This is a genomic window from Cupriavidus taiwanensis (assembly GCF_900249755.1).
Classification (GTDB): domain Bacteria; phylum Pseudomonadota; class Gammaproteobacteria; order Burkholderiales; family Burkholderiaceae; genus Cupriavidus; species Cupriavidus taiwanensis_D.
The window spans coordinates 1,088,804-1,114,710 of record NZ_LT976853.1 but is presented as its reverse complement, the minus strand read 5'-3'; the positions used below and the strand labels follow the sequence as shown (position 1 = coordinate 1,114,710).

The following is a 25,907-nucleotide window of genomic DNA, read 5'->3' as shown; positions in this document are numbered from 1 at the left end:
ACCGCGCATAGAAGACACGGAAACCGTTCTATGGAAGTCTCCCGTATCCGGGCCCTGCGGGGCCCGAACCTGTGGTGCCGCCACACCGCCATCGAGGCGATCGTGGCCTGCCAGGACACCGCCAACATGCTGTCGGCGCTGCCCGGCTTTGAAGACCGGCTGCGCGCGCGCTTCCCCGAGATCGGGCCGCTGCGCCCGGACGAGGAATCGGTCGAGCTGTCGCTGGCCCACGTGCTGGAAGTAACCGCGCTGCGCCTGCAGGCCGCCGCCGGCTGCCCGGTCACGTTCAGCCGCACCGCGCAGACGGTCGAGCCCGGCATCTACCAGGTGATCGTGCAATACAGCGAGGAAGAAGTCGGCCGGCTCGCGTTCGAACTGGCCGAGGCGCTGTGCCACGCCGCCCGCCACGACACCCCGTTCGACCTCGCCGACGCGCTGCACCGCCTGCGCGAGCTGGACGAGGACGTGCGCCTGGGGCCGAGCACCGGCTCGATCGTCTACGCCGCGGTCGCGCGCGGCATTCCGTACCGGCGCCTGACGCAGGGCTCGATGGTGCAGTTCGGCTGGGGCAGCAAGCAGCGCCGCATCCAGGCCGCCGAGACCGACCGCACCAGCGCCGTGGCCGAATCGATCGCGCAGGACAAGGAACTGACCAAGTCCCTGCTGCACGCCGCAGGCGTGCCGGTGCCGCTGGGCCGCTCGGTGCGCAGCGCCGAGGAAGCCTGGGCCGCGGCGCAGGAAATCGACGCGCCGGTGGTGGTCAAGCCGCGCGACGGCAACCAGGGCAAGGGCGTGGCGGTGCGCATCCGCACCCGCGAGGAAGTGATGACGGCCTATGAAGTGGCCTCGGACATCAGCTCGGACGTGATCGTCGAGCGCTATATCCCGGGCCACGATTTCCGCCTGCTGGTGGTCGGCAAGCAGCTGGTCGCGGCGGCGCGCCGCGATCCGCCGCAGGTGATCGGCGACGGAGTGCATACCGTGCGCCAGCTGGTCGACGAAGTGAACCGCGACCCGCGCCGCGGCGAAGGCCATGCGACCTCGCTGACCAAGATCCGCTTCGACGACATCGCGCTGGCCACGCTGGCCAAGCAGAACCTGACCGCCGATTCCGTGCCGGCCAACGGCACCCGCGTGGTGCTGCGCAATAACGCCAACCTGTCCACCGGCGGCAGCGCCACCGACGTGACCGACGACGTCCACCCGGACATCGCCGCGCGCGCGGTGGCCGCGGCGCAGATGGTTGGCCTGGACATCGCCGGCGTCGACGCGGTCTGCGAGACCATGCTCAAGCCGTTCGAGGAACAGGCCGGCGGCATCGTCGAAGTCAATGCCGCGCCGGGCCTGCGCATGCACCTGCAGCCGTCGTACGGCAAGGGCCGCGCGGTCGGCGAAGCCATCGTCTCGACCATGTTCGCCGATGGCGACGATGGCCGCATCCCGGTGGTGGCGGTCTCCGGCACCAATGGCAAGACCACCACGGTCCGCCTGATCACCCACATCATGGCCACCAGCGGGCTGCGCATGGGCATGACCGGCACCGACGGCGTCTATATCCAGGGCGAGCGCATCGACACCGGCGACTGCAGCGGCCCGCGCAGCGCGCGCAACGTGCTGCTGCATCCCGACGTCGACGCCGCCGTGTTCGAAACCGCGCGCGGCGGCCTGCTGCGCGAGGGCCTGGCCTTCGACCGCTGCGACGTGGCGGTGGTGACCAACGTCGGCGAAGGCGACCACCTGGGCCTGTCCTATATCAATTCGGTCGAAGACCTGGCGGTGCTCAAGAGCGTGATCGTGCAGAACGTCGCGCCGCACGGCATGGCCGTGCTCAACGCCGCCGACCCGATGGTGGTGCGCATGGCCGACGCCTGCCCCGGCAGCGTCACCTTCTTCGCGCACGATCCCGACCAGCCGGCCATGGCCACGCACCGCGCGCAGGGCAAGCGCGTGGTGTTCGTCGACGGCGCCGACATCGTCGCCGCGGAAGGCGATGCCGAGGTACGCATTGCGCTGGCGGAAATCCCGCTGACGCGCAACGGCACCATCGGCTTCCAGGTCGAGAACGCGATGTCGTCGATCGCCGCCGCGTGGGCGCTGGGCATCGACTGGCCGGTGATCCGCCGCGGTTTGGCCACCTTCGTCAACGATGCGCAGACCGCGCCCGGACGCTTCAATGTGTTCGACTACCGCGGCGCCACGCTGATCGCCGACTACGGCCACAACCCGGATGCGATCCTGGCGCTGTGCAACGCGATCGAATCCATCCCGGCCAGGCGCCGCGTGGTGGTGATCAGCGGCGCGGGCGACCGCCGCGACGACGACATCCGCCGCCAGACCCAGATCCTGGGCGGCGTGTTCGATGAAGTGATCCTGTACCAGGACCAGTGCCAGCGAGGACGTGCCGACGGCGAGGTGCTGGCGCTGCTGCGCGAGGGCCTGCAGGGCGCGCAACGCACCAGCAAGGTCGAGGAGATCCGCGGGGAGTTCCTGGCGATCGATACGGCGCTGTCGCACCTGAATGCCGGCGATCTTTGCCTGATCCTGGTGGACCAGGTGGAAGAGGCGCTGGGGCATATCGCGGGGCGGATTGCGCAGGGGTAAATCTTTTCGCTATGCCCGTGTTTGCTCCCCTCTCCCGCTCGCGGGAGACGGGCCGGGGGGTGAGGGCCGGGGTGTCAAAAGCTGACTGCCCGTGGGTTAAAACCGTCGGCCTTGCTTCATGTGGTACCTCGCTAGCCCACCCCTCACCCCGACCCTCTCCCCATGAGGGGAGAGGGAGAACACCTTGCTTGGGCTAGTTCGGGCGGCTTGGGGGCACCCAACACCGCCCTCCTCGTTCTTGTCCGTGGGAATCAATGCCTCCCCGGCAACGACAACCTCCGCTCCAGCCTGTGCTGCAGCCCCGACAACCCCGTGCTCAGCACCCAGTAAATCGCCGCCACCGCCAGGTACAACGGCAACGGCTGGTAAGTCGCAGCAATTACCTCCTGCGCCGTGCGCAGCAGCTCGGTCACGGTAATCACCGACACCAGCGACGTATCCTTGATCAGGCTGATCAGGCTGTTCGACAGGCTCGGCACCGCCAGCCGCAGCGCCTGCGGGCCCACCACGTAGCGCAGCGCCTGCGCCGGCGTCAGCCCCAGGCTGTACGCAGCCAGCCACTGCCCGCGCGCCACCCCCAGGATGGCGCCGCGCATGCTCTCCGACAAGTAGGCGCCGACATTCAGGCTCAGCGTCAGCACGCCCGCGGGCGTCGGCTCCAGGGCGATGCCGATGCCGGGTAGCCCGTAGTAGACCACGAAGATCTGCACCAGCAGCGGCGTGCCGCGCATGATGCTGACGTAGCCGCGCGCCACCGCCTTGAGCGCACGGCTATGGCTGATGCCCATCAGCGCCACCACCGTGCCCAGCAGCAGCCCGAACACCATCGACCACAACGCGAACTTGATGGTCAGCAGCGTGCCCTGCAGCAGCACGGGCAGGGAGTCGATGACAAGCTGGAGAGCGGACATGGCGTGGCGGCGGGAAGAGGATCAGCAATCAAGGACGCAATGCAAAGCGGCGCGGCAGCCATGCAGGCCGCCGCGCCGCGACATGATAACGCTCTCTCTTGCCGGTCGGCTTACTTGACCGGCTTACTTGACCGGCTTACTTGACCGGCTTACTTGACCGGCTTACTTGATCGGCTTGCCGGCGGGCTTGGTCACGTCGGTGCCGAACCACTTCACCGACAGCTTGCCCAGCGTGCCGTCCTTGCCCAGCTCATCCAGCGCGTGGTTGATCGCCTGCGCGAACTTGGGGTTGTCCTTGCGGAACGGGATCGCCACCTGCGTGGTGGCACCCGCCACGATCGCGCCCGGCCGCAGCGGCAGGTTGGCGGTCTTGACCAGATACGCGACCATCAGCCGGTCGTTCAGCGCGGCGTCGACGCGCTGTGCCGCCAGGTCGCGCAGGTACTCCGGTGCGCCGGGATAGGTCTTGACCTCGATGTCGGGCACGGACTTGGCCAGGTCGTTGTAGTTGCTGCCCAGGCTGACGCCAAGCTTGTGGCCTTTCAGGTCTTCCAGCGACTTGAACTGGCGCTTGTCATCCTTGCGCTGGATCAGTTGCGCATCCGAGTAGACGTAGGGCGTGGAGAAGTCCAGCACCTGCTGGCGCTGCGGCGTGACGTTGACCTGGTTGACGATCACGTCGAACTTGCCCGCCTGCAGGCCGGCGATGATGCCGCTCCATTCGGTGGTGACGAACTCCGGCTTGACGCCGAGCTTGCCCGCCACCGCCCGCGCCACGTCGACGTCGAAGCCTTCCAGCTCGTTCTTTGCGCCACGGAAGCCGAACGGCGGGTAGGTGCCCTCCAGCCCGATCTTCAGCACGCCGGACTGCTTGACGGTGTCGAGCAGGTCGGCGGCATGGGCCGTGGCCGCCAGGCCGGCGCCGGCCAGCAGGGAAGCGGCCAGCAGGGATTTGAACCAGCCAGTACGAAGCGATCGCATATGTTCTCCAGTCGATGCGGATAAGCAGTGTGGGGCAGCGCCGGCTGGCCTCTTTTGGAGGGCCGCCGGCCGTTGTGCTGCTATGAGCCTATATCGGGCTCAACACTACCGCAAACACTATCGAATGCTAAATATCGATTCATCATGGCTAAATAACCGCGAGGCCCGGTTGCGCGCCCCGCGGCTGCCCTGCCCTACTGGTAGGCCTTGTCGTTGGGCGCCGCGAACAGCGCCTTCATGTCCGCCGACATCGGATAGTTCATGTTGATGCCGCGCGGCGGAATCGGCGACATGAACCACTTGTTGTACAGCTTCTCGGCGCGGCCGCTGGTCTGCAGGTCGGCGATCACGCCGTCGGCCAGCTTCTTGAACGAGGCATCGTCCTTGCGGAACATGCAGGCGTAGTTCTCGGTCTGCAGCGGCGCGCCCACCACCACCCACTCGGCCGCATTCTTGGCCTTGGTGCGCTCCCCGTACAACAGCGGCTCATCCATCACGAACGCGGCGGCGCGGCCGGTTTCCAGGATCAGGAACGACTGGCCATGGTCCTTGGTGCTGATCAGGTTCATGTTCATGGCCTTCTCGCCGTTCATCTTGACCAGCAGGCGCTCGCCGGTGGTGCCGGCGGTGGTGACCACGTTGCGGTCCTTCAGGTCGGCAAACTCCTTCACGCCCGAGTCCTTCTTGGTCAGCATCTTGATGCCGTAGACGAACAGGCTGTTGGAGAACGCCACCTGCTTCTGCCGCTCCAGGTTGTTGGTGGTGCTGCCGCATTCGATATCGATGGTGCCGTTCTGCACCAGCGGGATGCGGTTCTGCGAGGTGATCGGCGTCAGGCGCACCTGCAGGTTCGGCATCTTCAGCTCGCTCTTCACCTTGTCGACGATCTGCAACAGGATTTCATGCGAATAGCCCATGACCTCCTTGCCGTCGGTGTACGAGAACGGGATCGACGATTCGCGGTAGCCAAGCGAGATCACGCCGCTGTCCTTGATTTTCTTCAGCGTGTCGCCGTCGGCGGCCTGGGCGGCGCCGGCGGCCAGCAGCAGCGTGGCGGCCGCAAGCATGCGGAGGGTGGCGGATCGGTGGGGGTGCGGCGTTTGCATGTGGCGCTCCTTGTAGTGGGGCTTGGTCATCGAGGCATGTTTCGTGGACAGCTTCTGGTACTGCGGACTTGACGGTACTGCAACAACCCATGCTCTGCCGCTGCGCTAGGCGCGCGCGGCATCGAAATCTTCTGCGTCGATGGCGGGGCGGCGCCCCGCCAGCCGGTCGGCCAGCAGGCCGGCACTGCCCATCGCCAGCGTAAACCCGAGCGCGCCATGGCCCAGGTTGAGCCACAGCCCCGACACCCGCGACGGCCCCACCAGCGGCAGCCCGTCGGGGGTGGCCGGACGCAGCCCGGCCCACGGCTGCAGCTGCGCCAGCGGCTGCTCCGGCACGATGCCGGGAAACAGCGCGCGCGTCTGCGCCACCAGCGTGCCGACCCGTTCCGGATCGATACGGGTGCCGCCGCGCACCAGGTCGGCCATGCCCGCCACCCGCAGTGTATTGCCGATCCGGGCATAAACGATCTTGTTGGCAGCATCGGTCACGCTGATATGCGGCGCGTGCGCGCCGTCGGCCAGCGGCACCGTGATGCTATAGCCCTTGAGCGGCCACAGCATCGGGCGTACCCCTAGCGGGCGCAGCAGCGGCACGCTGCCGATGCCGCCCGCCACGATCACCACGTCGGCGGGAACCACCCCGGCCGCCGTACGCACCCCGGTGACGCGCCCGCCCTGCTGCACCAGCGCTTGCACGGCGGCGCCGAAGCGCATCGACACGCCGGCGTACGCCCCCTCTTGCAGCAACCGTGCCAGCGACAGGCAGAAGCGATGGCAGTCGCCGACCTCCTCGCTCGGGGTATGGATGGCGCCGGCGATGTCGTCGCGGATGCCGGCCAGCGCGGGCTCCAGCGCGACGCAGGCGTCGCGGTCCAGCGCCTGCTGCTCGCAGCCCAGGCTGGCCTGGTAGTCGAGCAGCCGGCGCGCCGAAGCGAACGCCGCCGCGTCGCGGTGCACCACCAGCTTGCCGCGCCGCGCAAAACTGAAGCCGGCGCCGCCGTCGTCATGCTGGTGCCGGTCCACGAAGGCCTGCATCAGGTCGCGCGAATAGAAGCCCAGCCGCAGCAGCTTGCGCGTGGTCGCCTCGCTGGCGGCGCTGTTGCAGGCGGACATGAAGGCGGCCAGCCAGCGCCACTGCGCCGGGTCCGCCGCCGGGCGAAAGCGCATCGGCGAATCGCGCCGCAGCAGCCAGCCGGGCACTTTGGTCATCACGCCCGGCCCCGCCAGCGGCGCCACGTAGCTGTAGCTGAGCTGCCCGCCGTTGGCAAAGCTGGTTTCCTCGCCCGGGCCCTGGTGGCGCTCGAGCACCGTCACCTGGTGGCCGTCCTCGGCCAGGCGCCATGCCGTCGTCATGCCTACCACGCCCGCGCCCACGATCACCACCTGCATTGCCGTTCCTTTGCTTGCATCCATCAGGCAGAGCGTAGTGCAAGCGCGCCGGCTTGCCCAATGCGAATACGTGCCAGAATATGTCTCCCGGCTATAGCTAACCTGTCCCGCCATCCCGATTCACTCAGATGCCATGCGCTTGCGCCAGATCGAAGTCTTCCGCGCCGTGATGCTGACCGGCACCGTCAGCGAGGCCGCGCGCCTGCTGCACGTGTCGCAGCCGGTGGTCACGCGCGTGCTGCAGCATGCCGAGGCCTCGCTCGGCTTCCGGCTGTTCGAGCGCGTGCGCGGGCGCCTGCAGGCCACGCCCGAGGCCAACGCGCTGTATGGGGATGTCGAAAGGCTATATGGCGAGATCGAACGCGTGCGCCGCGTCTCGGAAAGCCTGCGCCACAAGGGCGCTGGCCGGCTGCGCGTGGCCGCCACGCCGAGCCTGGCCAACCCGCTGCTGGTGCCGGCGGTGCGCAGCTTCTGCGCGCGCCACCCCGACATCCAGGTGCAGGTGCTGACGCACCATACCGACGAGATCGTCGGCGCGCTGCTGGCCAACCAGATCGACCTGGGCTTTGCCTTCGCGCCGCCGCGCCATGAAGCGATCTCGAGCGAGCCGGTAGCCAGCGGCCGCATGCTGCTGGCGGTGCCGCGCGCGCAGCCGCTGCCCGCCGGCGGGCGCCGCCGCGTGGTGCCGATGCAGCGGCTGATGGAGCGCGCCTTCATCGGCTATGACGACAACAGCTCGCTGGGCCTGCTGGTGCGCCAGACGCTGGCCCGGCACGCGCTGGAACCGCGCTCGACGCTGGAGGTGCAGACCTACTCGCTGGCGCTGGCGCTGGTCGACGCGGGGCTGGGCATGACGCTGCTGGACCAGTACACCGCGCTCAGCGCCAGCCCGGAGCGCGTTGCGCTGCATGACGTGGCGCCGGTGCTGCCGTTCGAGATCCAGATGCTGCGCGCCAGCCACCGCGCCGGCTCCAGCCTGGCCGACGACCTGCGCACGCAGTTCGCGCAGGCCGCCGCGGCGCTGGCCGCAACGCTGCCGCAGCGGCTGGAAGCGCCGGCGGCGAGCTTCGACGCCACGCCCGCGCGGCGCCGCGACTAACCGGGCGCGCACAGATTGACAGCCGCGCGCGCCGTGCACCATCATCAAGCCGCCTGCAGGCACAACCTGACAGCGCCATCCCGCCTATGTTCGTCCTGACCCTGATCCTGCTCGTCGCCGTCAGCGCCTTTTTCTCGATCTCCGAGATCGCGCTGACCGCTGCCCGCCGCACCAAGCTGCAAGTCCTGTCCGAGCGCGGCGACAGCCGCGCCACGCGCGTGCTGCTGCTCAAGGAAGAGCCGGGGAATTTCTTCACCATCGTGCAGATCGGAGTCAACAGCGTCGCCATCCTGGCCGGTATCCTGGGCGAGAAGCATGTGTCCGACCTGCTGCTGGAAGCGCTGTCGCCCTACATGCAGGTGGTGCACGCGCAGCGCACCGCCAACATCGGCTCGTTCCTGATCGTGACGCTGCTGTTCATCCAGTTCGCCGACCTGATCCCCAAGCGCATCGCCATGACCTTTCCCGAAGCCTGCGCGCTGGCCGTGATCGACCCGATGCTGACGCTGCTGCGCGTGCTCAGGCCGCTGGTCTGGATCTTCAACGCCGCCGCCGACGCCATGCTGCGGCTGCTGCGGCTGCCGACCAAGCCGGTCGACCAGATCACCACCGAGGACATCGCCGCGATGGTCGATGCCGGCGCCGAGGCCGGCGTGCTGCACAAGCATGAGCTGCATCTGATCGAGAACGTGTTCGAACTCGACTTCAAGGGCATCACCGCGATCATGACGCCGCGCGACGAGGTGGTCTACCTGAGCCTGGACGAGCCCGCCGACAGCGTGCGCCGCAAGCTGGTCAACCAGCCGCACGCGCAATACCCGGTGTGCGGCCACGACCTCGACGACGTGCAGGGCTATATCGATTCCAAGGACATCCTGCAGCTGCTGCTGGCCGACGAAAGCGCCGCGGTGATGGGCAATATCGGCCGCCACCACGACAAGAACGTGCTGGTGATCCCCGACACGCTGACCCTGTCCGAGGCGCTGACGCGCTTTCGCGAGATGCACCAGAGCTTCGCCGTGGTCATGAACGAGTACGGGCTGGTGGTGGGCATCGTCACGCTGGACGACATCGTCGGCGCGCTGATGGGCGACATCCTCTATTCCAGCGAGGACGAGCAGATCGTGCGGCGCGATGACAGCTCGTGGCTGGTCGATGGCCTGACGCCGCTGGTAGACCTGAAGAAGGCGCTGGAGCTGGATACGCTGCCGGGCGAGGACTATGTCGATACCGCCGCCGGGCTGGTGATCTATGCGCTCAAGCGCATCCCCAAGAAATCCGAGTCGATCACCGTGGCGGGCTATCGCTTCGAAGTGCTGGACATCGACCATCACAAGATCGACCAGCTGCTGGTGTCGCGCCTGCCGCAAGCATCCGGGACGGAAGCGCCGGCCGCGCCAGCGTAGCGGCGCCGGCCTGGCGATAGCGCTCCAGCGTATCCGGCAGCCGGAACCACGCCACGTAGCCGAACGCCGCCACCACCGCAACGGCCGCCACCACGCCGAGCCGCCACGGCGCCACCGCGTCGCGGGGGCCGGGCCGTGCAGCGCAAGGTAGGCCGTCCCTAGCAACGCGATCCACGCCAGCCCGAGCGCATAGCCCGCGGCCACGTCCGACACCCAGTGCATGCCCAGGTACAGCCGCGACACGCCGATCGCCGCCACCGCCACCACGGTCAGCGCCAGCACCGGAACGCGCACGCGCCACGGCTGGCGCAGGCACATCAGGAAGGCCAGGAAGCCGTACGTGACCATGCTGCTGGTGGCGTGGCCGCTGGGGAAAGAGTACGACTCCAGCCCGCTGTAGATGCTGGCCGGACGCACCCGCGCCATGCCCAGCTTGAGCGCCATCACGCAGGCGCGCGCGCCGAGCAGCGCGGCCGCCCAGTACAGCGCCACAGTCCAGGCGCGGCGCCAGCACAGCCACGCAAACACCGCCACGCCCACCGCCACGGAAATGCGCCCGCCGCCGAACTCGGTCACGGCCACCATCGCCAGGTCGAGCCAGTCGGTGCGCAACGCGCGCAGGCCGGCAAACACCTGCTGGTCCAGGCGCGCCACTTCCGCGTTTTCCGCGACCTCGGCGGCGAGCCAGAACAGCGCGCTGCCGCAGGCCAGCAGCACGGCGCCGGCCAGCAGCACCAGCAGCAGCTCCGCCACGTCGCGCTCGAGCAGGCGCAGCGTGATCGCGTCCAGCCGCCGCGCACGCGCGGCCACGCGCGCGGACAGCGCGCCGGCGCCCCACATGCGCCAGCGGTCGAGCCAGCGCACCACGGGCTGCAACATCGCCACCAGCAGCGGCACCAGGCTCAGCAGCAGCAACGTCACCAGCGTGAACAGCGCGAGCAGCCCCAGCGCCGTGCCCGGCGTGAGCCATGCCTGGACCAGGCCGGCCGCGCGCGCCGGCGCGTCAGTCACCAGCGGCCTCCGCCGCGGCCACGCTGCGGGCGATATTGGCGCGGGCCGGGGCCTCGCAGTCGGCGAAGGCCGCGCTCAGGAACAGTTGCGGGCGCTGCGCCAGGTGGCTCAGGAATGCCGCGCGCCGGCGCGTGAATTCGGCCAGCAGCGCCTCGCCCTGCAAGCCGGTGCGCGCGGCCAGCAGCGCGCGGTTCTCGGCGAAGACGTCCTGGCTGTGGCGGTCGAACACGTCGGGCGGCGCGGCCAGCCTGAGCAGGTCGAGATCGAGCACGGTGTCCGCATCCGCGCCGCTTGATCGATGGTCGCGCGTATCGAGCACGATCTGCGCGGCACGCTCCAGCACCGCGCGCGCCTCGCCGGGCGCGACCGTCTCGACCATGGCGGCCGACGCGGCCTCGTTGTGCTCGCAGCCGGCCACATAGACCGCGTCGTGGCACAGCACCGCCAGCGCCTGCGCGCGGTCCAGCGCCACGCCGCGCGCATGGGCGGCCTCGAACATCTCCAGGATATGGCGGCGGTCGTGGTAGCGGCGGTACGGCGTGTCGTGCAGCGCCAGCACGTCGAGCACCGCCTGGCGCGGCAGGAAGTCCAGGCAGGCCAGCGCCGCGGGCCAGTCGGGCGCGAAGCGCGGCACCTCGCCCTGCGGCGTCGCCACCGGTTCGCTGAACACATCGGCGCGGCGCACCCACAGCAAGGACGGATCGCGCATGGCGCGGTAGACCACCACCGGCGCCAGGTCGGCCTCGAAGCGCCCGATGCCTACCGCGGTGTAGGCGCCGCCCTTGTAGTGCCGGTACGGCATGCCATAGGCAAGGTTGGGATCGGCGGGCAGTTCGGAGGGGTCGCCGCGAAAGGCCGGCGCGGCCACGGGCTTGTCGGTGGACTGGGTCATGGTGCGGCATCCTGCGTTGCGGACCGCCATCATAGTGCACCAGCCGGCGCGTCCGGGGGGATCCGTGGCGCGGCTTGCCGCCGCAGCACAAAACGCAGCACAAGACCGGCCGCGCAAAAAACAAAACCGACGCGCACTGTCGTGGGCGTCGGCCTGAGTTTTACTACGCTGTTGTTGCCTGCCGGTGGTCGATGCCGACAGCTTCTTGTTTTGGCGGAGAGGGTGGGATTCGAACCCACGGTACCGTCGCCGGTACGCCTGATTTCGAGTCAGGTACATTCGACCACTCTGCCACCTCTCCGGTAACTTGTTGCCGTGTGGCGAAACCAAGATTATAGCCACGCTCTGCCAGCCGATGCAAGAGGCTGGCAGCAGATTTTTGCGGCGCCTTACAGTTCCGACTCCAGCCGGGTGGTGCCGCCCATGTACGGCTGCAGCGCGGCCGGCACCGTCACCGAACCGTCGGCGTTCTGGTAGTTTTCCAGGATCGCCACCAGCGTGCGGCCCACGGCCAGGCCCGAGCCGTTCAGCGTATGCACCAGTTCCGGCTTGCCCTGCCCGGTGCGCATGCGCGCCTGCATGCGGCGCGCCTGGAAATCGCCCATGTTGGAGCACGAGCTGATCTCGCGGTAGGTGTTCTGCGCGGGAATCCAGACTTCCAGGTCGTAGGTCTTGGTGCTGCCGAAGCCCATGTCGCCGGTGCACAGCACGATGGTGCGGAACGGCAGCTCCAGCTTCTTCAGGATCGCCTCGGCGTGGCCGGTCAGCTGCTCCAGCGCGTCGAAGGACTGGTCGGCGGGCACCACCTGGACCAGCTCGACCTTGTCGAACTGGTGCTGGCGGATCATGCCGCGGGTGTCCTTGCCGTACGAACCGGCTTCCGAGCGGAAGCACGGCGTATGCGCGACGAAGCGCAGCGGGAGCTTCTCGCCGGCGACGATGGCGTCGCGCACGATATTGGTCAGCGGCACCTCGGCGGTGGGGATCAGGTAGAAGTTCTCGATGCGCTCGCCTTCCTCACTGCCGACCTTGCGCGGCACCTTGAACAGGTCTTCCTCGAACTTGGGCAGCTGGCCGGTGCCGCGCATCGACGCGGCGTTGACGATGTACGGCACGTACATCTCGGTGTAGCCGTGCTCCTGCGTATGGGTGTCGAGCATCAGCTGCACCAGCGCGCGGTGCAGGCGCGCCATGCCGCCGCGCAGCATCGAGAAGCGCGAACCGGTAACCTTGACCGCGGTGTCGAAATCCAGCCCCAGCTTCTCGCCCACGTCGACATGGTCGCGCACGGCAAAGTCGAACTGGCGCGGCGCGCCGACGCGGCGCACCTCGACGTTCTCGGTTTCGTCATTGCCCACCGGCACGCTGTCGTGCGGCAGGTTGGGGATCGACAGCATCAGCTCGCCCAGGTGCGCCTGGATCTCGTCCAGCCGCGCGGCCGAGGCCTTGAGCGTGTCGCCGATGCCGACCACTTCCGCCATCACGGCCGAGGCGTCCTCGCCCTTGCCCTTGAGCATGCCGATCTGCTTGGACAGGCTGTTGCGGCGCGCCTGCAGTTCCTCGGTCTGGGTCTGCAGTTGCTTGCGTTCGGCCTCGAGTGCCTGGAACGCCGCCACGTCGAGTTGGAAGCCGCGCGTGGCAAGGCGTTGCGCCACGGCGTCGATGTCTTTGCGGAACAGCTGGATGTCGAGCATGTTGCTTGAGGTGGAGTGCAGGGCCAGCGACATGCCGGCGGACCCGCCATTTTACTGCACGCGCATGGGCCGGCACGAGCGGGCCGCGGCCCAATGGCAACGCGGCCGCCCTACTCGCCCTACTCGCCCGCCTTCCCGCCCTTGCCGCCGTCCTTCTGCTTGCCGGCGCGCTGTTCGCGATGCCAGGCATCGTCCAGCTCGCGCAGGTGGCGCAGCTTCTCGGCGATCTTCCCCTCCAGCCCGCGCGGCACCGGCTGGTACCAGCCCTGTGCCTTCAGGTCGTCCGGGAAGTAATGCTCGCCGGCGGCGTAGGCCTCGGGCTCGTCGTGCGCGTAGCGGTAGGCGTGGCCGTAGCCCAGCTCCTTCATCAGCCGGGTCGGCGCGTTGCGCAGGTGCACCGGCACCGCGCGCGACTTGTCCTTGGCGACGAAGGCGCGCGCGGCGTTGTAGGCGTTGTAGCCGGCGTTGGACTTGGGCGCGACCGCCAGGTAGATCAGCGCCTGGCCCAGCGCCAGTTCGCCCTCGGGCGAGCCGAGACGCTCATAGGTCTCGGCCGCGTCCAGCGTGATGCGCGCGGCGCGCGGGTCGGCCAGGCCGATATCCTCCCACGCCATGCGCACGATGCGGCGCGCCAGGTAGCGCGGATCGGCGCCACCGTCGATCATGCGGCAGAACCAGTACAGCGCGGCGTCGGGGTCCGAGCCGCGCACCGACTTGTGCAGCGCGCTGATCTGGTCGTAGAAGGCATCGCCGCCCTTGTCGAAGCGGCGCAGGTTCTCCGACAGCGCACTGCCCAGCAGCGCGGTATCGATCTGCGCGGCGCCGGCATTGCGCGCGGCGCGCGCAACGATCTCGATATTGTTGAGCAGCTTGCGCCCGTCGCCGTCGGCCGATGCCACGATCAGCTGCAGGGCTTCGTCCTGCCAGCCGATGCCGCCCAGCTCTTCGCTGGCGCGCAAGGCCAGCTGGGTCAGCTCGGCATCGTCCAGGCTCTTGAGCACGTAGACCGCCGCGCGCGACAGCAAGGCGCCGTTGACCTCGAACGACGGGTTCTCGGTGGTGGCGCCGATAAACGTGAACAGGCCGCTTTCCACGTGCGGCAGGAACGCGTCCTGCTGGCTCTTGTTGAAGCGGTGGACCTCGTCGACGAACACCAGCGTGCGCCGCCCGTGGGCACGGAACTGCTCGGCGCGCTCGACCGCCTCGCGGATGTCCTTGACCCCCGACAGCACCGCCGACAGCGCGATGAATTCGGCGTCGAACGCATCCGCCATCAGCCGCGCCAGCGTGGTCTTGCCCACGCCGGGCGGACCCCACAGGATCATCGAATGCGGCTCGCCCGACTCGAACGCCACGCGCAGCGGCTTGCCCGGACCCAGCAGGTGCTGCTGGCCGATCACCTCGTCGATGGTGCGCGGGCGCAGGCGCTCCGCCAGCGGTTGCCGGGAACGGTCGGGAGTATCGGAAAACAGCGTGTCCGCCACGGTAGTCAGGCCCTGTCAGTGCGCAAGATGCAGAACGCCACAGTGTAGACCATCGGCGCCGGCCGCCTGCCCGCGCGCTCAGGCGGCAAACGCGACCACGTCCTCGATCTCGACGCGGATGCCGATGCGCTCGCCCACGGCGTGGTTGTGGTGCGACGGCACCAGCGCCAGCACGCGGCCGCCGCTGGCCAGCCGCAGCGTGTACAGGATCTCCGCGCCGCGGAAGGCCTTGTGCACCACCTCGGCGCGCATCGGGCTGGCGTCGTCGTGGATGATGTCGTCGGGGCGCACCAGCACGTCGACCGCCGCGCCGGCCGGCAGGCCCAGCGGCACGGCCGGGCGCAGCAGGCCCAGCTCCAGCTCGATCTGCGCGGTATCGCGCACCCGCCCCGCCATCAGCACGCCCTGGCCGATAAAGCCGGCGACGAAGCGCGACGCCGGGCGGTGGTAGAGGTCGTGCGCGCTGCCCCACTGCTCGATCACGCCATCGTGCATCACGCCGATCTCGTCGGCCATGGCGAAGGCCTCGTGCTGGTCGTGCGTGACCAGGATGGCGGTGGTGCCCTGCGCCTTCAGGATCGCGCGCACCTCCAGGCTCAGGCGCTCGCGCAGGTCGACGTCGAGGTTGGAGAACGGCTCGTCGAGCAGCAGCAGTTCGGGGCGCGGCGCCAGCGCGCGGGCCAGCGCGACGCGCTGCTGCTGGCCGCCTGACAGCTCATGCGGGTACTGGCGCCCGGCGCCGTCCAGGCCCACCAGCTGCAACACCTCGTCCACCCGCGCCGCGCGCTCGGCCCGGCTGGCGCGCGTCAGGCCGAAGCCGACGTTGGCCGCCACATCCAGGTGCGGAAACAGCGCATAGTCCTGGAACACCATGCCGATGCGGCGCTGTTCGGGCGCCAGCTGCATGCCAGACGACGACACGGTCTGCCCGTCCAGCACGATGCGCCCGTCCTGCAGCGGCTCAAAGCCCGCGATCGCGCGCAGCACCGTGGTCTTGCCGCAGCCGCTCGGCCCCAGCAGGCAGGCGACATGGCCGCGCGCCACCGAGAACGACAGGCCCTTGACCACGGCGTGGCGGCCGAAGGCGTGGCGGATACGATCCACTTCGATGACGGCCGGGTCGGCCGGGATCGCGGGAACGGCGGCGCCCGGGGCATCGGCGCGGTTGGCGGGACGGCTGCGGGCCTGGGCGCCGGGCGGTCGTGAATAGGAATCGGTTCGCATGTGTGCATTATAGGGACGCGCTTGTAGGGACGCGCGTGCGCCGCGTACCCTCATTCCCATGCACGCCGGCGCGCCGGGAGCGGCGGCATTGCTAGAATGCGGCAGCCCGCACACCGCTGCGCCAGGCCAACGCCAGGCCGGCGGCACTTTTGCCCACTGCTTCCGCGCATGCTCCTGTCCAGCCGACGCCGCTTCCATCCCCTGACACTCGCCACCGTGGCGATGGCGCTGCTGATCGCCGTGCCGGTGCTGGTGATCGCCTCGGCGGTGCTGCTGCCCGCCGGCGACACCTGGCGCCACCTGATCGACACCGTGCTGGCCGAGTACGTGCTCAATACCGTGTGGCTGCTGTGCGGGGTCGCCGCGGGCGTACTGCTACTGGGCGTGACTACCGCCTGGCTGGTCTCGACCTACCGCTTCCCCGGCCATGCGGTAATGGAATGGGCGCTGGTGCTGCCAATGGCGATGCCGGCCTATGTGATCGCCTACGCCTATACCGACGCGCTGCAGTTCGCCGGCCCGGTACAGGGCTGGCTGCGCGAGCTGACCGGCTGGCGCGCGCGCGAGTACTGGTTTCCGGAAATCCGCTCGCTCGGCGGCGCCATCGTGCTGTTCTCGCTGGTGCTGTACCCGTACGTCTACCTGACCGCGCGCGCCGCCTTCCTGCAGCAAACCCAGAACACGCTGGAGGCCGCGCGCCTGCTTGGCCACGGCACCTGGAGCCGGCTCTGGCGCGTGGTGCTGCCGCTGGCGCGCCCGGGCATCGTCGCCGGCACCGCGCTGGCGATGATGGAAACGCTGGCGGACTTCGGCACCGTGGCGTATTTCGCCATCCCGACCTTCTCCACCGGCATCTACCGCGCCTGGTTCTCGCTGGGCGACAAGAACGCCGCGGCGCAGCTGTCCGCCTGCATGCTGCTGTTCGTCGCCGCCATCCTGCTGATGGAGCGCGCCAGCCGCGGCCGCGCGCAGGTGTTCGGCAACCAGCGCCGCGCCGCGGCCTGGACCCTGGACGGCGCGCGCGGCTGGCTGGCGCTGGCGGCGTGCCTGGTGCCGGTGCTGCTGGGTTTCCTGGTGCCCGCGCTGATGCTGTGCCGCATGGCCCTGACCGATGGCGACGCGCAGTTCGGCCCGCGCTTCGTCGGGCTGGTGCGCAACAGCTTCCTGCTGGCCAGCGCCACCGCGCTGGCCGCGGTGGCGGTCGCGCTGGCGGTGGGCTACGCCGCGCGCGCGGTCAACGGCAAGCGCAGCTGGCTGATGCGCGGCCTGACCCGGGTGTGCGGCATGGGCTATGCGCTGCCGGGCTCGGTCATCGCGGTGGGCGTGCTGGTGCCGGTGGCGCGGCTGGACAATGCGTTGTCGGCCTGGCTGCAGCAGCAGTTCGGGGTCTCGGCGGGGCTGCTGCTGACCGGCGGCATTGCCGCGCTGGTCTATGCGCTGCTGGTGCGCTTCCTGGGGGTGGCACTGCAGGCTGTCAATGCCGGGCTGGGCAAGATCACGCCCAGCATGGACGCCGCCGCGCGCAGCCTGGGCCACGGCCCCGGCGCCACGCTGCGGCGCGTGCATTTGCCGATGCTGCGCGGCAGCCTGCTGACCGCCGCGCTGATCGTCTTCGTCGACGTGATGAAGGAACTGCCGGCCACCTTCGTGATGCGGCCGTTCAATTTCGACACGCTGGCGGTGCAGGCCTACAACCTCGCCGCCGACGAACGCCTGACCGAGGCCGCCACCGCCTCGCTGGTGATCGTGGCGGTCGGGCTGCTGCCGGTGATCGTGCTGTCGCGCACGATCCGCCGCCAGGCGCAGCCGCGCTAAAGTCGCGCCGGCCCGCGCCGATAGCCTCTTATGGCCCGGCGTCCGCCCGGGCGCGATCCGCGGCATGCCTGCCGCGCAAGAGCCTATGCTGCGATATCACATCCTGCTGTTCAAGTTGAACCGGCTCAGCCGCAACAAGCTGAGCGGCGTGGAAGAAGTCTCGCTGGCCGGACAGCTGGCCGAGATGATCGGCAGCGCCGACACCGCCGCGCGCGTGATCGACGACCTGTTCGACCATGACAACCCGCAGGTACGCCGCATCGCGCTCAATGCGGTGCGGCGCGCGCGGCAATTCAATGCACCCGCGCTGCAGCCCGCGCTGGTGCGCCGCATGGCCGATGCCGAAGCCTCGATACGCCACGATGCGGTCTGGATCGTGCAGGAAACCCGCATGGACGGCGCCGAGCTGCGCGCCGCGCTGCGCCGCCTGGCCGGCAAGGTGCAACTGCCGTGGGATGCCGAACGCGCCCGCGCCAACCCCGGCGATACCGCGCTGGCGGCGCAGGTGCGCGCGCGCATGGCGCTGGACAAGCTGCTGGAAAAGAGTGCGGCCGAGCGCAACCAGGCGCTGGCGGCGATGGCGCTGGGCGGGACTTCTGGCCAGCCCTATGCCGAAGGCACGGTCGGCCACAAGGGCCTGCTGCACCGGGCGCTGGTGCGGCGCCAGGCGGGACGGCGGCTCGACAGCAGCGTCAGGCTGACGTTCCGCAAGGTCGAGCCGACGCAGGTGACGGGGAACAAGCGGTTCTTGCTGTGAGGGATGTCGGCTGCTGACGCATCCTCACCCGTCGGTTTGCTCCCTCTCCCGCACAGCGGGAGAGGGGAGAAAACACCCGGCACGCCAGGCGTTTCGGACTTACTTGAACCCCGCCCGGTCCAGCAGCTTCTGCGCCTGCGGCTGGTACTTGCCCAGCTCGGCCACGTTGATGGCATCGGACTTGAACTCGCCCAGCGCTTCCAGCGCGGGGTTGCTGACCTTCACGCCCTTCACCACCGGCCATTCGTTGTTGCCGTCGGCAAAATAGCGCTGTGCCTCGTCGCTGGCCAGGTACTCCAGGAACTTGACCGCCGCCTCCTTGTTGGGCGCGTGCTTGAGCATGCCGCCGCCGGAGATGTTCATGTGCACGCCCTGGCTGGACTGGTTGGGCCACAGCACGCCCAGCTTTTCGGCCACGGCCTTGTCTTCGGGCTTGGACGACTTCAGCAGCCGCGCGATGTAGTAGGTGTTGGCGATGGCCACGTCGCACTCGCCGGCGGCAACCGCCTTGAGCTGGTCGGTGTCGCCGCCCTTGGGCGCGCGTGCCAGGTTGCCGACCACGCCGCGCGCCCATTGCTCGGTGCGGGCTTCGCCGTCGTGGGCGATCAGGCTGGACACCAGCGACAGGTTGTAGACATGGCCGCCGGAACGCGTGCAGACCTTGCCCTTCCACTTCGGATCGGCCAGGTCTTCATAGCTGGCGATGTCGCCGGCCTTGACCGCGGTCTTGTTGTAGGCGATCACACGGCCGCGGGCCGAGAAGCCGAACCACTCGCCATTGGGGTCACGGTAGTTGGCCGGGATGCGCGACTCCAGCACCTTCGACTTCACCGGCGCGAACACGCCGGCCTGCTGGGCGCGCCACAGGCGCCCGATATCTACCGTGATGAACACGTCCGCCGGGCTGTTGGCGCCTTCATTGCGGATGCGTTCCAGCAGCGGATCTTCCTGGCCTTCGATGCGGTTGATCTTGATGCCGGTCTGCTTGGTGAAGTTGGCGTACAGCGCCTCGTCGGTCTGGTAGTGCCGCGCGGTGTAGAGGTTGAGCACCTTTTCCTGCGCCGCCGCGGCAAGCGGCAGCGTCAGCAGGGCCAGTGCCGCGGCGCGCGGCAAGAGGGTTCGGAGGGTGGTTTTCACGCGGTTGGCTCCCCAGCATGGTTTTCGGGCAGCCGCCGGGCACCCCCAAGGCCGCCCGGTGATTGGATTCCGGTCAGCGGGAAACAATATTGATTCTTGTTCAGGCGGTCAAATTACATTTCTGTCATGTTGGGCGGCGCTTGCGCCGGGTCAAGCGCCTCCTCCGACACCGGCATGCCGACGGCCTCAGCCGCGGCGCACCCACACCACCTTGCCGGCCTGGATCCCCAACGTGCGCCGCTGCGGGTTGTAGTCCATGGTGCCGGGAAACTGCTGGCCGTCGCGTTCGCCGAGGCGCCACGCGCAGCCTTGCAGCAGGCCGATGGCTTCGGCCTCGGGCTTGCCGACGAGGGCGTCGTCGGCAAGCTTGTCGGCGGCGCAGCCGGCCGGCGTGCCGCGCGAACCTTGCGGGCCCGGGGCCGGGGCCGCTGGCTCGGCGGGCGCGGCCGCGCAGCCGGCCAGCAAGGCGCCGCCAGCGGCCAGCCACAGCAGTTGATGGGTCCGGCTGCGCACCATGGCAAACATCGCGATCATGGGTTTCTCCTGTCAGGGTTGGCAATTCTGTGGATTCTGGGACACATGGTGCCGGGCGCGGTTCAGTTTCTTTTCACGCTGATCTGAAACTTTTGGTGGATAGGCGCCGGGGCGGCGCTTTCACGGCCTGGCTCGCGCTTGACCTGGATAAACCGCGCTATAACCCATGCGTGCTATCAAGGTTCACGCAGGCCCGGCAAGCGCCAGGCCGATTCGCCTCATCCGTACCGCTGACCCGTACTACTGGGAGAACCGCATGACCGCAATGATGAAAGCCGCCATCTTCGTCGAGCCCGGCCGCATCGAACTGGCCGACAAGCCGATCCCCGAGGTCGGCCCCAACGATGCGCTGGTGCGCATCACCACCACCACCATCTGTGGCACCGACGTGCACATCCTCAAGGGCGAATACCCGGTCGCCCGCGGCCTGACGGTGGGCCACGAGCCGGTTGGCGTGATCGAGAAGCTGGGCAGCGCGGTGGCCGGCTACCGCGAAGGCCAGCGCGTCATTGCCGGCGCCATCTGCCCCAACTTCAATTCCTACGCCGCGCAGGACGGCGTGGCCTCGCAGGACGGCAGCTACCTGGTGGCGCAGGGGCTGTGCGGCTGCCATGGCTACAAGGCCACCGCGGGCTGGCGCTTCGGCAACCTGATCGACGGCACGCAGGCGGAATACGTGCTGGTGCCCGATGCGCAGGCCAACCTCGCGCCGATCCCCGACGGCCTCAGCGACGAGCAGGTGCTGATGTGCCCCGACATCATGTCCACCGGCTTCAAGGGCGCGGAGAATGCCAACATCCGCATCGGCGACACCGTCGCGGTGTTCGCCCAGGGCCCGATCGGCCTGTGCGCGACGGCCGGCGCGCGGCTATGCGGCGCGACCACCATCATCGCCATCGACGGCAACGACCACCGGCTCGAGATCGCGCGCAAGATGGGCGCGGATGTCGCGCTGAATTTCCGCAACTGCGACGTGGTCGATGAAATCATGAAGCTGACCGGCGGCCGCGGCGTCGACGCCTCGATCGAGGCGCTCGGCACCCAGGCGACCTTCGAGCAGGCCTTGCGCGTGCTCAAGCCGGGCGGCACGCTGTCCAGCCTGGGGGTGTACTCCAGCGACCTGACCATCCCGCTGTCTGCCTTTGCCGCCGGGCTGGGCGACCACAAGATCAACACCGCGCTCTGCCCCGGCGGCAAGGAACGCATGCGCCGGCTGGTCAACGTGATCGAATCGGGCCGCGTCGACCTGGGCCTGCTGGTGACCCACCAATACAAACTGGATGACATCGTCTCGGCGTACGACCTGTTCGCCAACCAGCGCGACGGCGTGCTGAAGATCGCCATCAAGCCGCACTGAGTCGCACTGAGCCGCGCGGACGCCTCAGCCCCTGGCGCGGTCGGCCAGGTTCTTCATCGCATCGGCCGGCAACGGGCCGTGGCAGGTGCGCTCGCCGCCGGCCTCGCTGACCACCAGCCATACCTGGCCGGGCTTGTCCCTGGGGTGCAGCAGCCAGGCCGGGCCGCGCGCGTTGCTGCTCGGAGGCAGGTCCTGCAGCACGCCGGTGCTGGCCGATTGCAGCATCACCGCGCATTCGTTGGCGGGCACGCGCGTGGCCGCGAGGAAGGCCGGATTGCCGACCACCTCTGGCAACGCCGAGTCCGGCGCGCGCACGAAGGCATCGACATCGAACTTGCTGGCGCCTCCGCCGCTGCTGGCGCATGCCGCCAGCGCGAGCGTGCCAGCGACAGCCAAGACCGCCGCGCCGCGGCGGCGACAGGTTCCGTCCGATCCTGCCGACCCTTGGTGCGCATCCGTCATGGCGTTCCTCATTGCTTCATCACGTCGGCGCCCTTGGGCACCGTGAAGCGGAATGCATCGGCCGCCAGCGGCGGGTTCTTCTGCATGCCGGTGAAGGTCAGCAGCGTGGTGTTGCCGAACGCGTCGCGCAGCTCCATCGCTTCGAGATTGCCGGCCTTGAAGCCGATGCCGATGCGCTCGAACTGCGTGTCCTTGGCCTTGGGCGTCAGCTCCAGCCATTCCACGCCGTCGCGCGTGGGCCCGTTCTTGACTACGAAGTTCTTGTCGAGGTCATTGCTGCCGAACAGGATTGCCGCCGGGCTGGAACCCAGCGCGCCGTCGAGCTCGCGCTCGGTGACCTGGTTCAGGTCCTTGTCATAGATGTACAGGGTCTGGCCGTCGGCCTGCAGCAGTTGCTCGTAGGGCTTGGTATAGCGCCAGGTGAACTTGCCCGGGCGCGAGAACACGAAGGTGCCGCTGGACGTGGCCGTCACCTTGACGTTGGCGCCCTGCCCCTTGACCTGGCGCTGCGTGAATTCGCCGCGCGCGCTCTTCACGCCGGTGACAAAGCTCTGCAGCTGGTCGGTGGCTGCGGCATGGGCCGGCGCCTGCATGGCGAACATCGCCAGCGCGGCGCAGGCCGACACGAGGATGCGGTTGCGCATGGTTCGGGTCCTGGTTGTTATAGGGCGTATAGGGTGGTTGTCGCGTGTGCCGGGCTTGGCGCCATAGGCCGCTGCACGGGCAACTCGTCTGGTTAGAGCAGGCGGCAGCCGGAGGATTCCACACGGCCCCCGCTCACGGGTAACGGGATATTACGGCAGATGCTGCGGGAACTGCGCCAGGTTGGCGGCGAAAACTCTGAATTGGTGGGGAAAGGCAAGTTGTGGCGACATCTCGTATCCAGCCGAAACACTTCCTTGCCTGACCGGAGGCACAATGCAGGGCATGTACGTAGAGCAATCCCCACGTTGCGCCATGCGTGCTGCCTGCCAGGCGGCCATCCAGACTTGGGTCCAGAATATGACCACGACCGCATCCAACACTTTTCACGACGAGCGCACCGAGGGCCGCCAGCCGTTCCGGCGCGGCTCCAAGCGTATTGACCGCAACGAAATCGAAACGATCGCGGCGCGCAGGGTCAGGATCGAACTCGAAGCCCGACAGGGAAAGACTGCCGCTACCCGGCCCCTTGGTCCCGCCATGGTCGGCACGGGCATCCTGGCGGGCGTCGCCTTTGTCTTTTCGGTGATGACATGGCTGAATGACGCCACCCAAGACAAGGTCGACAAGGCCACCGCGCCGCTCGCCAGCCGGATGGCCGAAATGGACCGCCGCATCACCGATCGCTTCGATGCGCTCGATACGCGCATCGAGCGCCTGGAAGTGCGTGTCGACAAGCAATTCGAAACCATCAACACGAAGCTCGACCAGCTGCTCAGGCGCCGCTAGCTCAAATACCAGCCGGGCACAAACTCACGCCGGCTGGGATGAGCGCTGTCAGGCTCAGTCATCGTCACGCGCGGCCGCACCGCCGCCCTGCGCCAGGATGTCGCGGTTGCCGTTGCCCGACATCGCCGACACCAGCCCTGCCTTCTCCATATCTTCCAGCAGCCGCGCGGCCCGGTTATAACCGATGCGCAGATGCCGCTGCACCAGCGAAATCGAAGCACGCCGGTTCTTCAGCACCACTTCGACAGCCTGGTCGTAGAGCGGATCGGCTTCGCCGCCACCACCACCGATACCGGCGCCGCCGCCAAAGCCATCGCCGCCGCCGGCGTCATCGGTCAGGCCGCCTTCGAGGATGCCCTCGATATAGTTGGCCGCACCCGATTCCTTGAGCTTCTCCACCACGCGGTGGACTTCCTCGTCCGAGACAAAGGCGCCGTGCACGCGCACCGGCAGGCCGGTGCCCGGCGCCAGGTAGAGCATGTCGCCCATGCCCAGCAGCGTTTCGGCGCCCTGCTGGTCGAGGATGGTGCGCGAATCGATCTTGCTGCTGACCTGGAACGCGATACGCGTCGGCACGTTGGCCTTGATCAGCCCGGTGATCACGTCCACCGACGGGCGCTGCGTGGCCAGCACCAGGTGCAGGCCGGCGGCGCGCGCCTTCTGCGCGATGCGGGCGATCAGTTCCTCCACCTTCTTGCCGACCACCATCATCAGGTCGGCCAGCTCGTCGATGACGATGACGATGGTGGGCAGCCGGTCCAGCGGCTCGGGCGCGTCCGGGGTCAGGCTGAACGGGTTCGGGATCTTCTCTTCGCGGGCCGCGGCCTCGTCGATCTTCTTGTTGTAGCCGGCCAGGTTGCGCACGCCCAGCTTGCTCATCAGCTTGTAGCGGCGCTCCATCTCGCCGACGGCCCAGTTCAGCGCGTTGCCGGCCTGGCGCATGTCCGTCACCACCGGGCACAGCAGGTGCGGGATGCCCTCGTAGACGCTCATTTCCAGCATCTTCGGGTCGATCAGGATCAGGCGCACGCTTTCGGCCTTGGCCTTGTACAGCAGCGACAGGATCATCGCGTTGATGCCGACCGACTTGCCCGAGCCGGTGGTGCCGGCCACCATGCAGTGCGGCATGCGCGCCAGGTCGGCCACCATCGGCTTGCCGGCAATGTCCTTGCCCAGCGCCATGGTCAGGCTGGACGCACTCTCGTTGTAGACCTGCGAGCCCAGGATTTCCGACAGCCGCACGGTCTGGCGCTTGGGGTTGGGCAGCTCCAGCCCCATGTAGTTCTTGCCCGGGATGGTCTCGACCACGCGGATCGACACCAGCGACAGCGAGCGCGCCAGGTCGCGCGCCAGGTTCACCACCTGGCTGCCCTTGACCCCGGTGGCCGGCTCGATCTCATACCGCGTGATGACCGGGCCCGGGTAGGCCGCCACCACCTTGACCTCGACGCCGAAGTCCTTGAGTTTTTTCTCGATCAGGCGCGAGGTGAACTCCAGCGTCTCGGCGCTGACGGTTTCCTGGTGCGGCGGGATCGGGTCCAGCAGCGACAGCGGCGGCAGGTCCGAGTCCTGGATATCGGCGAACAGCGGCTGCTGCTTCTCGCGCTCGACGCGCTCGTGCTTGGGCACCGCCTGCGGGCGCACGATCTGCACCGGCGCGGCTTCCTCGATGCGCACGCGCTGCACCTCGACGGTTTCCTTGCGCTCGGTCTTGGCGGCCTCGCCGATGATGCGGTCCTGCTTGCTTTCGCGGCGGGCCTTGAAGCCCAGGAACAGGGTCTCGACAAAGCCTCCGATCTGCTCGGCCACGGACAGCCACGAGAAATGGAAGAACAGCGACAGCCCGATCGCCAGCAGCAGCAACAGCAGCAGGGTCGCGCCGGTAAAGCCCAGCGCCACCTGCAGCCAGCCGCCGAGCAGGTCGCCCAGCACCCCGCCGGGGGCGCGCGGCAGCGCGGCGCGCAGCGGGTACATGCGGATCGCCTCCAGGCCCATGCTGGAGAACAGCGTCAGCGCGAAGCCGATCCAGCTGACGGTGACGCCCTGGCGGTGCAGGCCGTGGTCGGTGCGCTCCGGCAGCTCGGCGGTCAGCGTGCGCCAGCCGCGCCAGCAGCGGCGCACCAGCAGCACCGCGAGCCAGTAGGCGGAAAAGCCGAAGATGAAAAACAGCACATCCGCCACCCAGGCGCCGACGCGGCCGCCCAGGTTATGGATATCGGCCACCTGGTTGGCATGGGACCAGCCCGGATCGGTCTTGCTGTAGCTGGCCAGCACGCACAGGAAACCGAGCGTGACGGCCAGCAGCAGGAACCAGCGGACCTCGCCCAGCAGTCTGCCGATGCGGGATGGCAAGGCTGAGGGGTCGGTGCGGGTGGTCGTGGTAGCTCGGGCCATGCCTGGTTGAAACTCGCGTGTTAGGGGATTCCAGATGGTTTCCGGATCGGTTGGGATGGATTCCGGACCGATGCCGGCGTCGGCCAGCGCTAGCTCGCCGGGTGACTGACAGGCATCGTGGCGGCCATTTTAACGTGGCCCGAGACTATCGCACCCATTGGAATTTGCAACAGTGAGCAAATGCGGCTCCTCTTATAATGTCGCTTTCGAGCAATGCCGGTG

20 protein-coding genes, 1 tRNA gene and 1 pseudogene are annotated in these 25,907 nt (G+C 68.5%); 7 read left to right on the top strand and 15 right to left on the bottom strand.

Annotated elements, in window-relative coordinates; translation table 11 throughout:
* The first annotated feature begins 30 nt into the window (after nucleotides 1–30).
* Entirely contained in the window at nucleotides 31–2,601 is a 2,571-nt protein-coding gene (gene cphA, locus CBM2594_RS05045; RefSeq protein WP_116355887.1) for a cyanophycin synthetase, read from the top strand.
* A gap of 251 nt (nucleotides 2,602–2,852) precedes the next feature.
* Here the strand turns inward: cphA and CBM2594_RS05040 are convergent, their stop codons facing one another.
* The 4 genes from CBM2594_RS05040 to CBM2594_RS05025 form a co-directional block, all read right to left on the bottom strand.
* Nucleotides 2,853–3,512 carry an amino acid ABC transporter permease gene (locus tag CBM2594_RS05040; protein WP_116355886.1) on the bottom strand — a complete coding sequence of 220 codons (660 nt, stop codon included), beginning with the start codon at nucleotides 3,510–3,512 and terminating at the stop codon, nucleotides 2,853–2,855.
* 162 nt (nucleotides 3,513–3,674) lie between these two features.
* Nucleotides 3,675–4,493: a transporter substrate-binding domain-containing protein gene (locus tag CBM2594_RS05035; protein ID WP_116355885.1), complete on the bottom strand. Its 819-nt coding sequence runs from the start codon at nucleotides 4,491–4,493 to the stop codon at nucleotides 3,675–3,677.
* Nucleotides 4,494–4,687: 194 nt separating this feature from the next.
* Nucleotides 4,688–5,599, bottom strand: a complete 912-nt coding sequence (locus CBM2594_RS05030) for a glutamate/aspartate ABC transporter substrate-binding protein (protein WP_116355884.1) — start codon at nucleotides 5,597–5,599, stop codon at nucleotides 4,688–4,690.
* Between the two features lie 105 nt (nucleotides 5,600–5,704).
* Entirely contained in the window at nucleotides 5,705–6,988 is a 1,284-nt protein-coding gene (locus tag CBM2594_RS05025) for a D-amino acid dehydrogenase (RefSeq protein WP_116355883.1), read from the bottom strand.
* A 133-nt stretch (nucleotides 6,989–7,121) separates the two neighbouring features.
* Between CBM2594_RS05025 and CBM2594_RS05020 the strand changes: the two genes are divergently transcribed.
* Together CBM2594_RS05020 and CBM2594_RS05015 are read left to right on the top strand one after the other, a co-directional pair.
* Nucleotides 7,122–8,087 (top strand): LysR substrate-binding domain-containing protein, encoded by a 966-nt coding sequence (locus CBM2594_RS05020; protein ID WP_116355882.1) that lies wholly within the window; start codon nucleotides 7,122–7,124, stop codon nucleotides 8,085–8,087.
* A gap of 86 nt (nucleotides 8,088–8,173) precedes the next feature.
* Nucleotides 8,174–9,493, top strand: coding sequence for a hemolysin family protein (locus CBM2594_RS05015; RefSeq protein ID WP_116355881.1), 1,320 nt, complete (start codon nucleotides 8,174–8,176; stop codon nucleotides 9,491–9,493).
* 219 nt (nucleotides 9,494–9,712) lie between these two features.
* On the opposite strand, the pseudogene CBM2594_RS26790 reads toward CBM2594_RS05015, so the two are convergent.
* The 6 genes and pseudogenes from CBM2594_RS26790 to CBM2594_RS04985 form a co-directional block, all read right to left on the bottom strand.
* A pseudogene (locus tag CBM2594_RS26790) lies at nucleotides 9,713–9,919 on the bottom strand (phosphatase PAP2 family protein); the annotation flags it as partial.
* 577 nt (nucleotides 9,920–10,496) lie between these two features.
* On the bottom strand, nucleotides 10,497–11,426 hold the full coding sequence (locus CBM2594_RS05005) for a DUF1653 domain-containing protein (protein WP_116357690.1): 930 nt from the start codon (nucleotides 11,424–11,426) through the stop codon (nucleotides 10,497–10,499).
* 181 nt (nucleotides 11,427–11,607) lie between these two features.
* Nucleotides 11,608–11,697, bottom strand: a tRNA-Ser gene (locus CBM2594_RS05000).
* Nucleotides 11,698–11,785: 88 nt separating this feature from the next.
* Nucleotides 11,786–13,090, bottom strand: coding sequence for a serine--tRNA ligase (gene serS / locus CBM2594_RS04995; protein ID WP_116357689.1), 1,305 nt, complete (start codon nucleotides 13,088–13,090; stop codon nucleotides 11,786–11,788).
* A 119-nt stretch (nucleotides 13,091–13,209) separates the two neighbouring features.
* The gene (locus CBM2594_RS04990) at nucleotides 13,210–14,574 is read right to left on the bottom strand and encodes a replication-associated recombination protein A (RefSeq protein ID WP_116355880.1); all 1,365 of its coding nucleotides are present in this window, start codon (nucleotides 14,572–14,574) and stop codon (nucleotides 13,210–13,212) included.
* Nucleotides 14,575–14,652: 78 nt separating this feature from the next.
* Nucleotides 14,653–15,798, bottom strand: a complete 1,146-nt coding sequence (locus CBM2594_RS04985) for an ABC transporter ATP-binding protein (RefSeq protein ID WP_116355879.1) — start codon at nucleotides 15,796–15,798, stop codon at nucleotides 14,653–14,655.
* 168 nt (nucleotides 15,799–15,966) lie between these two features.
* On the opposite strand from CBM2594_RS04985, the gene CBM2594_RS04980 reads away from it, so the two are divergent.
* Nucleotides 15,967–17,613 carry an ABC transporter permease gene (locus CBM2594_RS04980; RefSeq protein WP_116355878.1) on the top strand — a complete coding sequence of 549 codons (1,647 nt, stop codon included), beginning with the start codon at nucleotides 15,967–15,969 and terminating at the stop codon, nucleotides 17,611–17,613.
* A gap of 85 nt (nucleotides 17,614–17,698) precedes the next feature.
* Entirely contained in the window at nucleotides 17,699–18,370 is a 672-nt protein-coding gene (locus CBM2594_RS04975) for a hypothetical protein (protein ID WP_116355877.1), read from the top strand.
* Nucleotides 18,371–18,469: 99 nt separating this feature from the next.
* Here CBM2594_RS04975 and CBM2594_RS04970 read toward each other — a convergent pair whose 3' ends face one another.
* Nucleotides 18,470–19,507 carry a Fe(3+) ABC transporter substrate-binding protein gene (locus CBM2594_RS04970; protein WP_116355876.1) on the bottom strand — a complete coding sequence of 346 codons (1,038 nt, stop codon included), beginning with the start codon at nucleotides 19,505–19,507 and terminating at the stop codon, nucleotides 18,470–18,472.
* Between the two features lie 186 nt (nucleotides 19,508–19,693).
* Nucleotides 19,694–20,041: a hypothetical protein gene (locus CBM2594_RS04965; RefSeq protein WP_116355875.1), complete on the bottom strand. Its 348-nt coding sequence runs from the start codon at nucleotides 20,039–20,041 to the stop codon at nucleotides 19,694–19,696.
* Between the two features lie 256 nt (nucleotides 20,042–20,297).
* Between CBM2594_RS04965 and CBM2594_RS04960 the strand changes: the two genes are divergently transcribed.
* A complete protein-coding gene (locus CBM2594_RS04960; protein WP_116355874.1) occupies nucleotides 20,298–21,398 on the top strand; it encodes an NAD(P)-dependent alcohol dehydrogenase in 1,101 nt (366 codons plus the stop codon).
* A 24-nt stretch (nucleotides 21,399–21,422) separates the two neighbouring features.
* On the opposite strand, the gene CBM2594_RS04955 is transcribed toward CBM2594_RS04960, so the two are convergent.
* Entirely contained in the window at nucleotides 21,423–21,860 is a 438-nt protein-coding gene (locus CBM2594_RS04955; RefSeq protein ID WP_116355873.1) for a hypothetical protein, read from the bottom strand.
* An 8-nt stretch (nucleotides 21,861–21,868) separates the two neighbouring features.
* The gene (gene lolA / locus CBM2594_RS04950; protein ID WP_116355872.1) at nucleotides 21,869–22,504 is read right to left on the bottom strand and encodes an outer membrane lipoprotein chaperone LolA; all 636 of its coding nucleotides are present in this window, start codon (nucleotides 22,502–22,504) and stop codon (nucleotides 21,869–21,871) included.
* Between the two features lie 358 nt (nucleotides 22,505–22,862).
* On the opposite strand from lolA, the gene CBM2594_RS04945 reads away from it, so the two are divergent.
* A complete protein-coding gene (locus tag CBM2594_RS04945) occupies nucleotides 22,863–23,291 on the top strand; it encodes a hypothetical protein (RefSeq protein WP_147310401.1) in 429 nt (142 codons plus the stop codon).
* A gap of 54 nt (nucleotides 23,292–23,345) precedes the next feature.
* Here CBM2594_RS04945 and CBM2594_RS04940 read toward each other — a convergent pair whose 3' ends face one another.
* Nucleotides 23,346–25,685 carry a DNA translocase FtsK gene (locus CBM2594_RS04940; RefSeq protein ID WP_116355870.1) on the bottom strand — a complete coding sequence of 780 codons (2,340 nt, stop codon included), beginning with the start codon at nucleotides 25,683–25,685 and terminating at the stop codon, nucleotides 23,346–23,348.
* Between the last annotated feature and the right edge of the window lie 222 nt (nucleotides 25,686–25,907).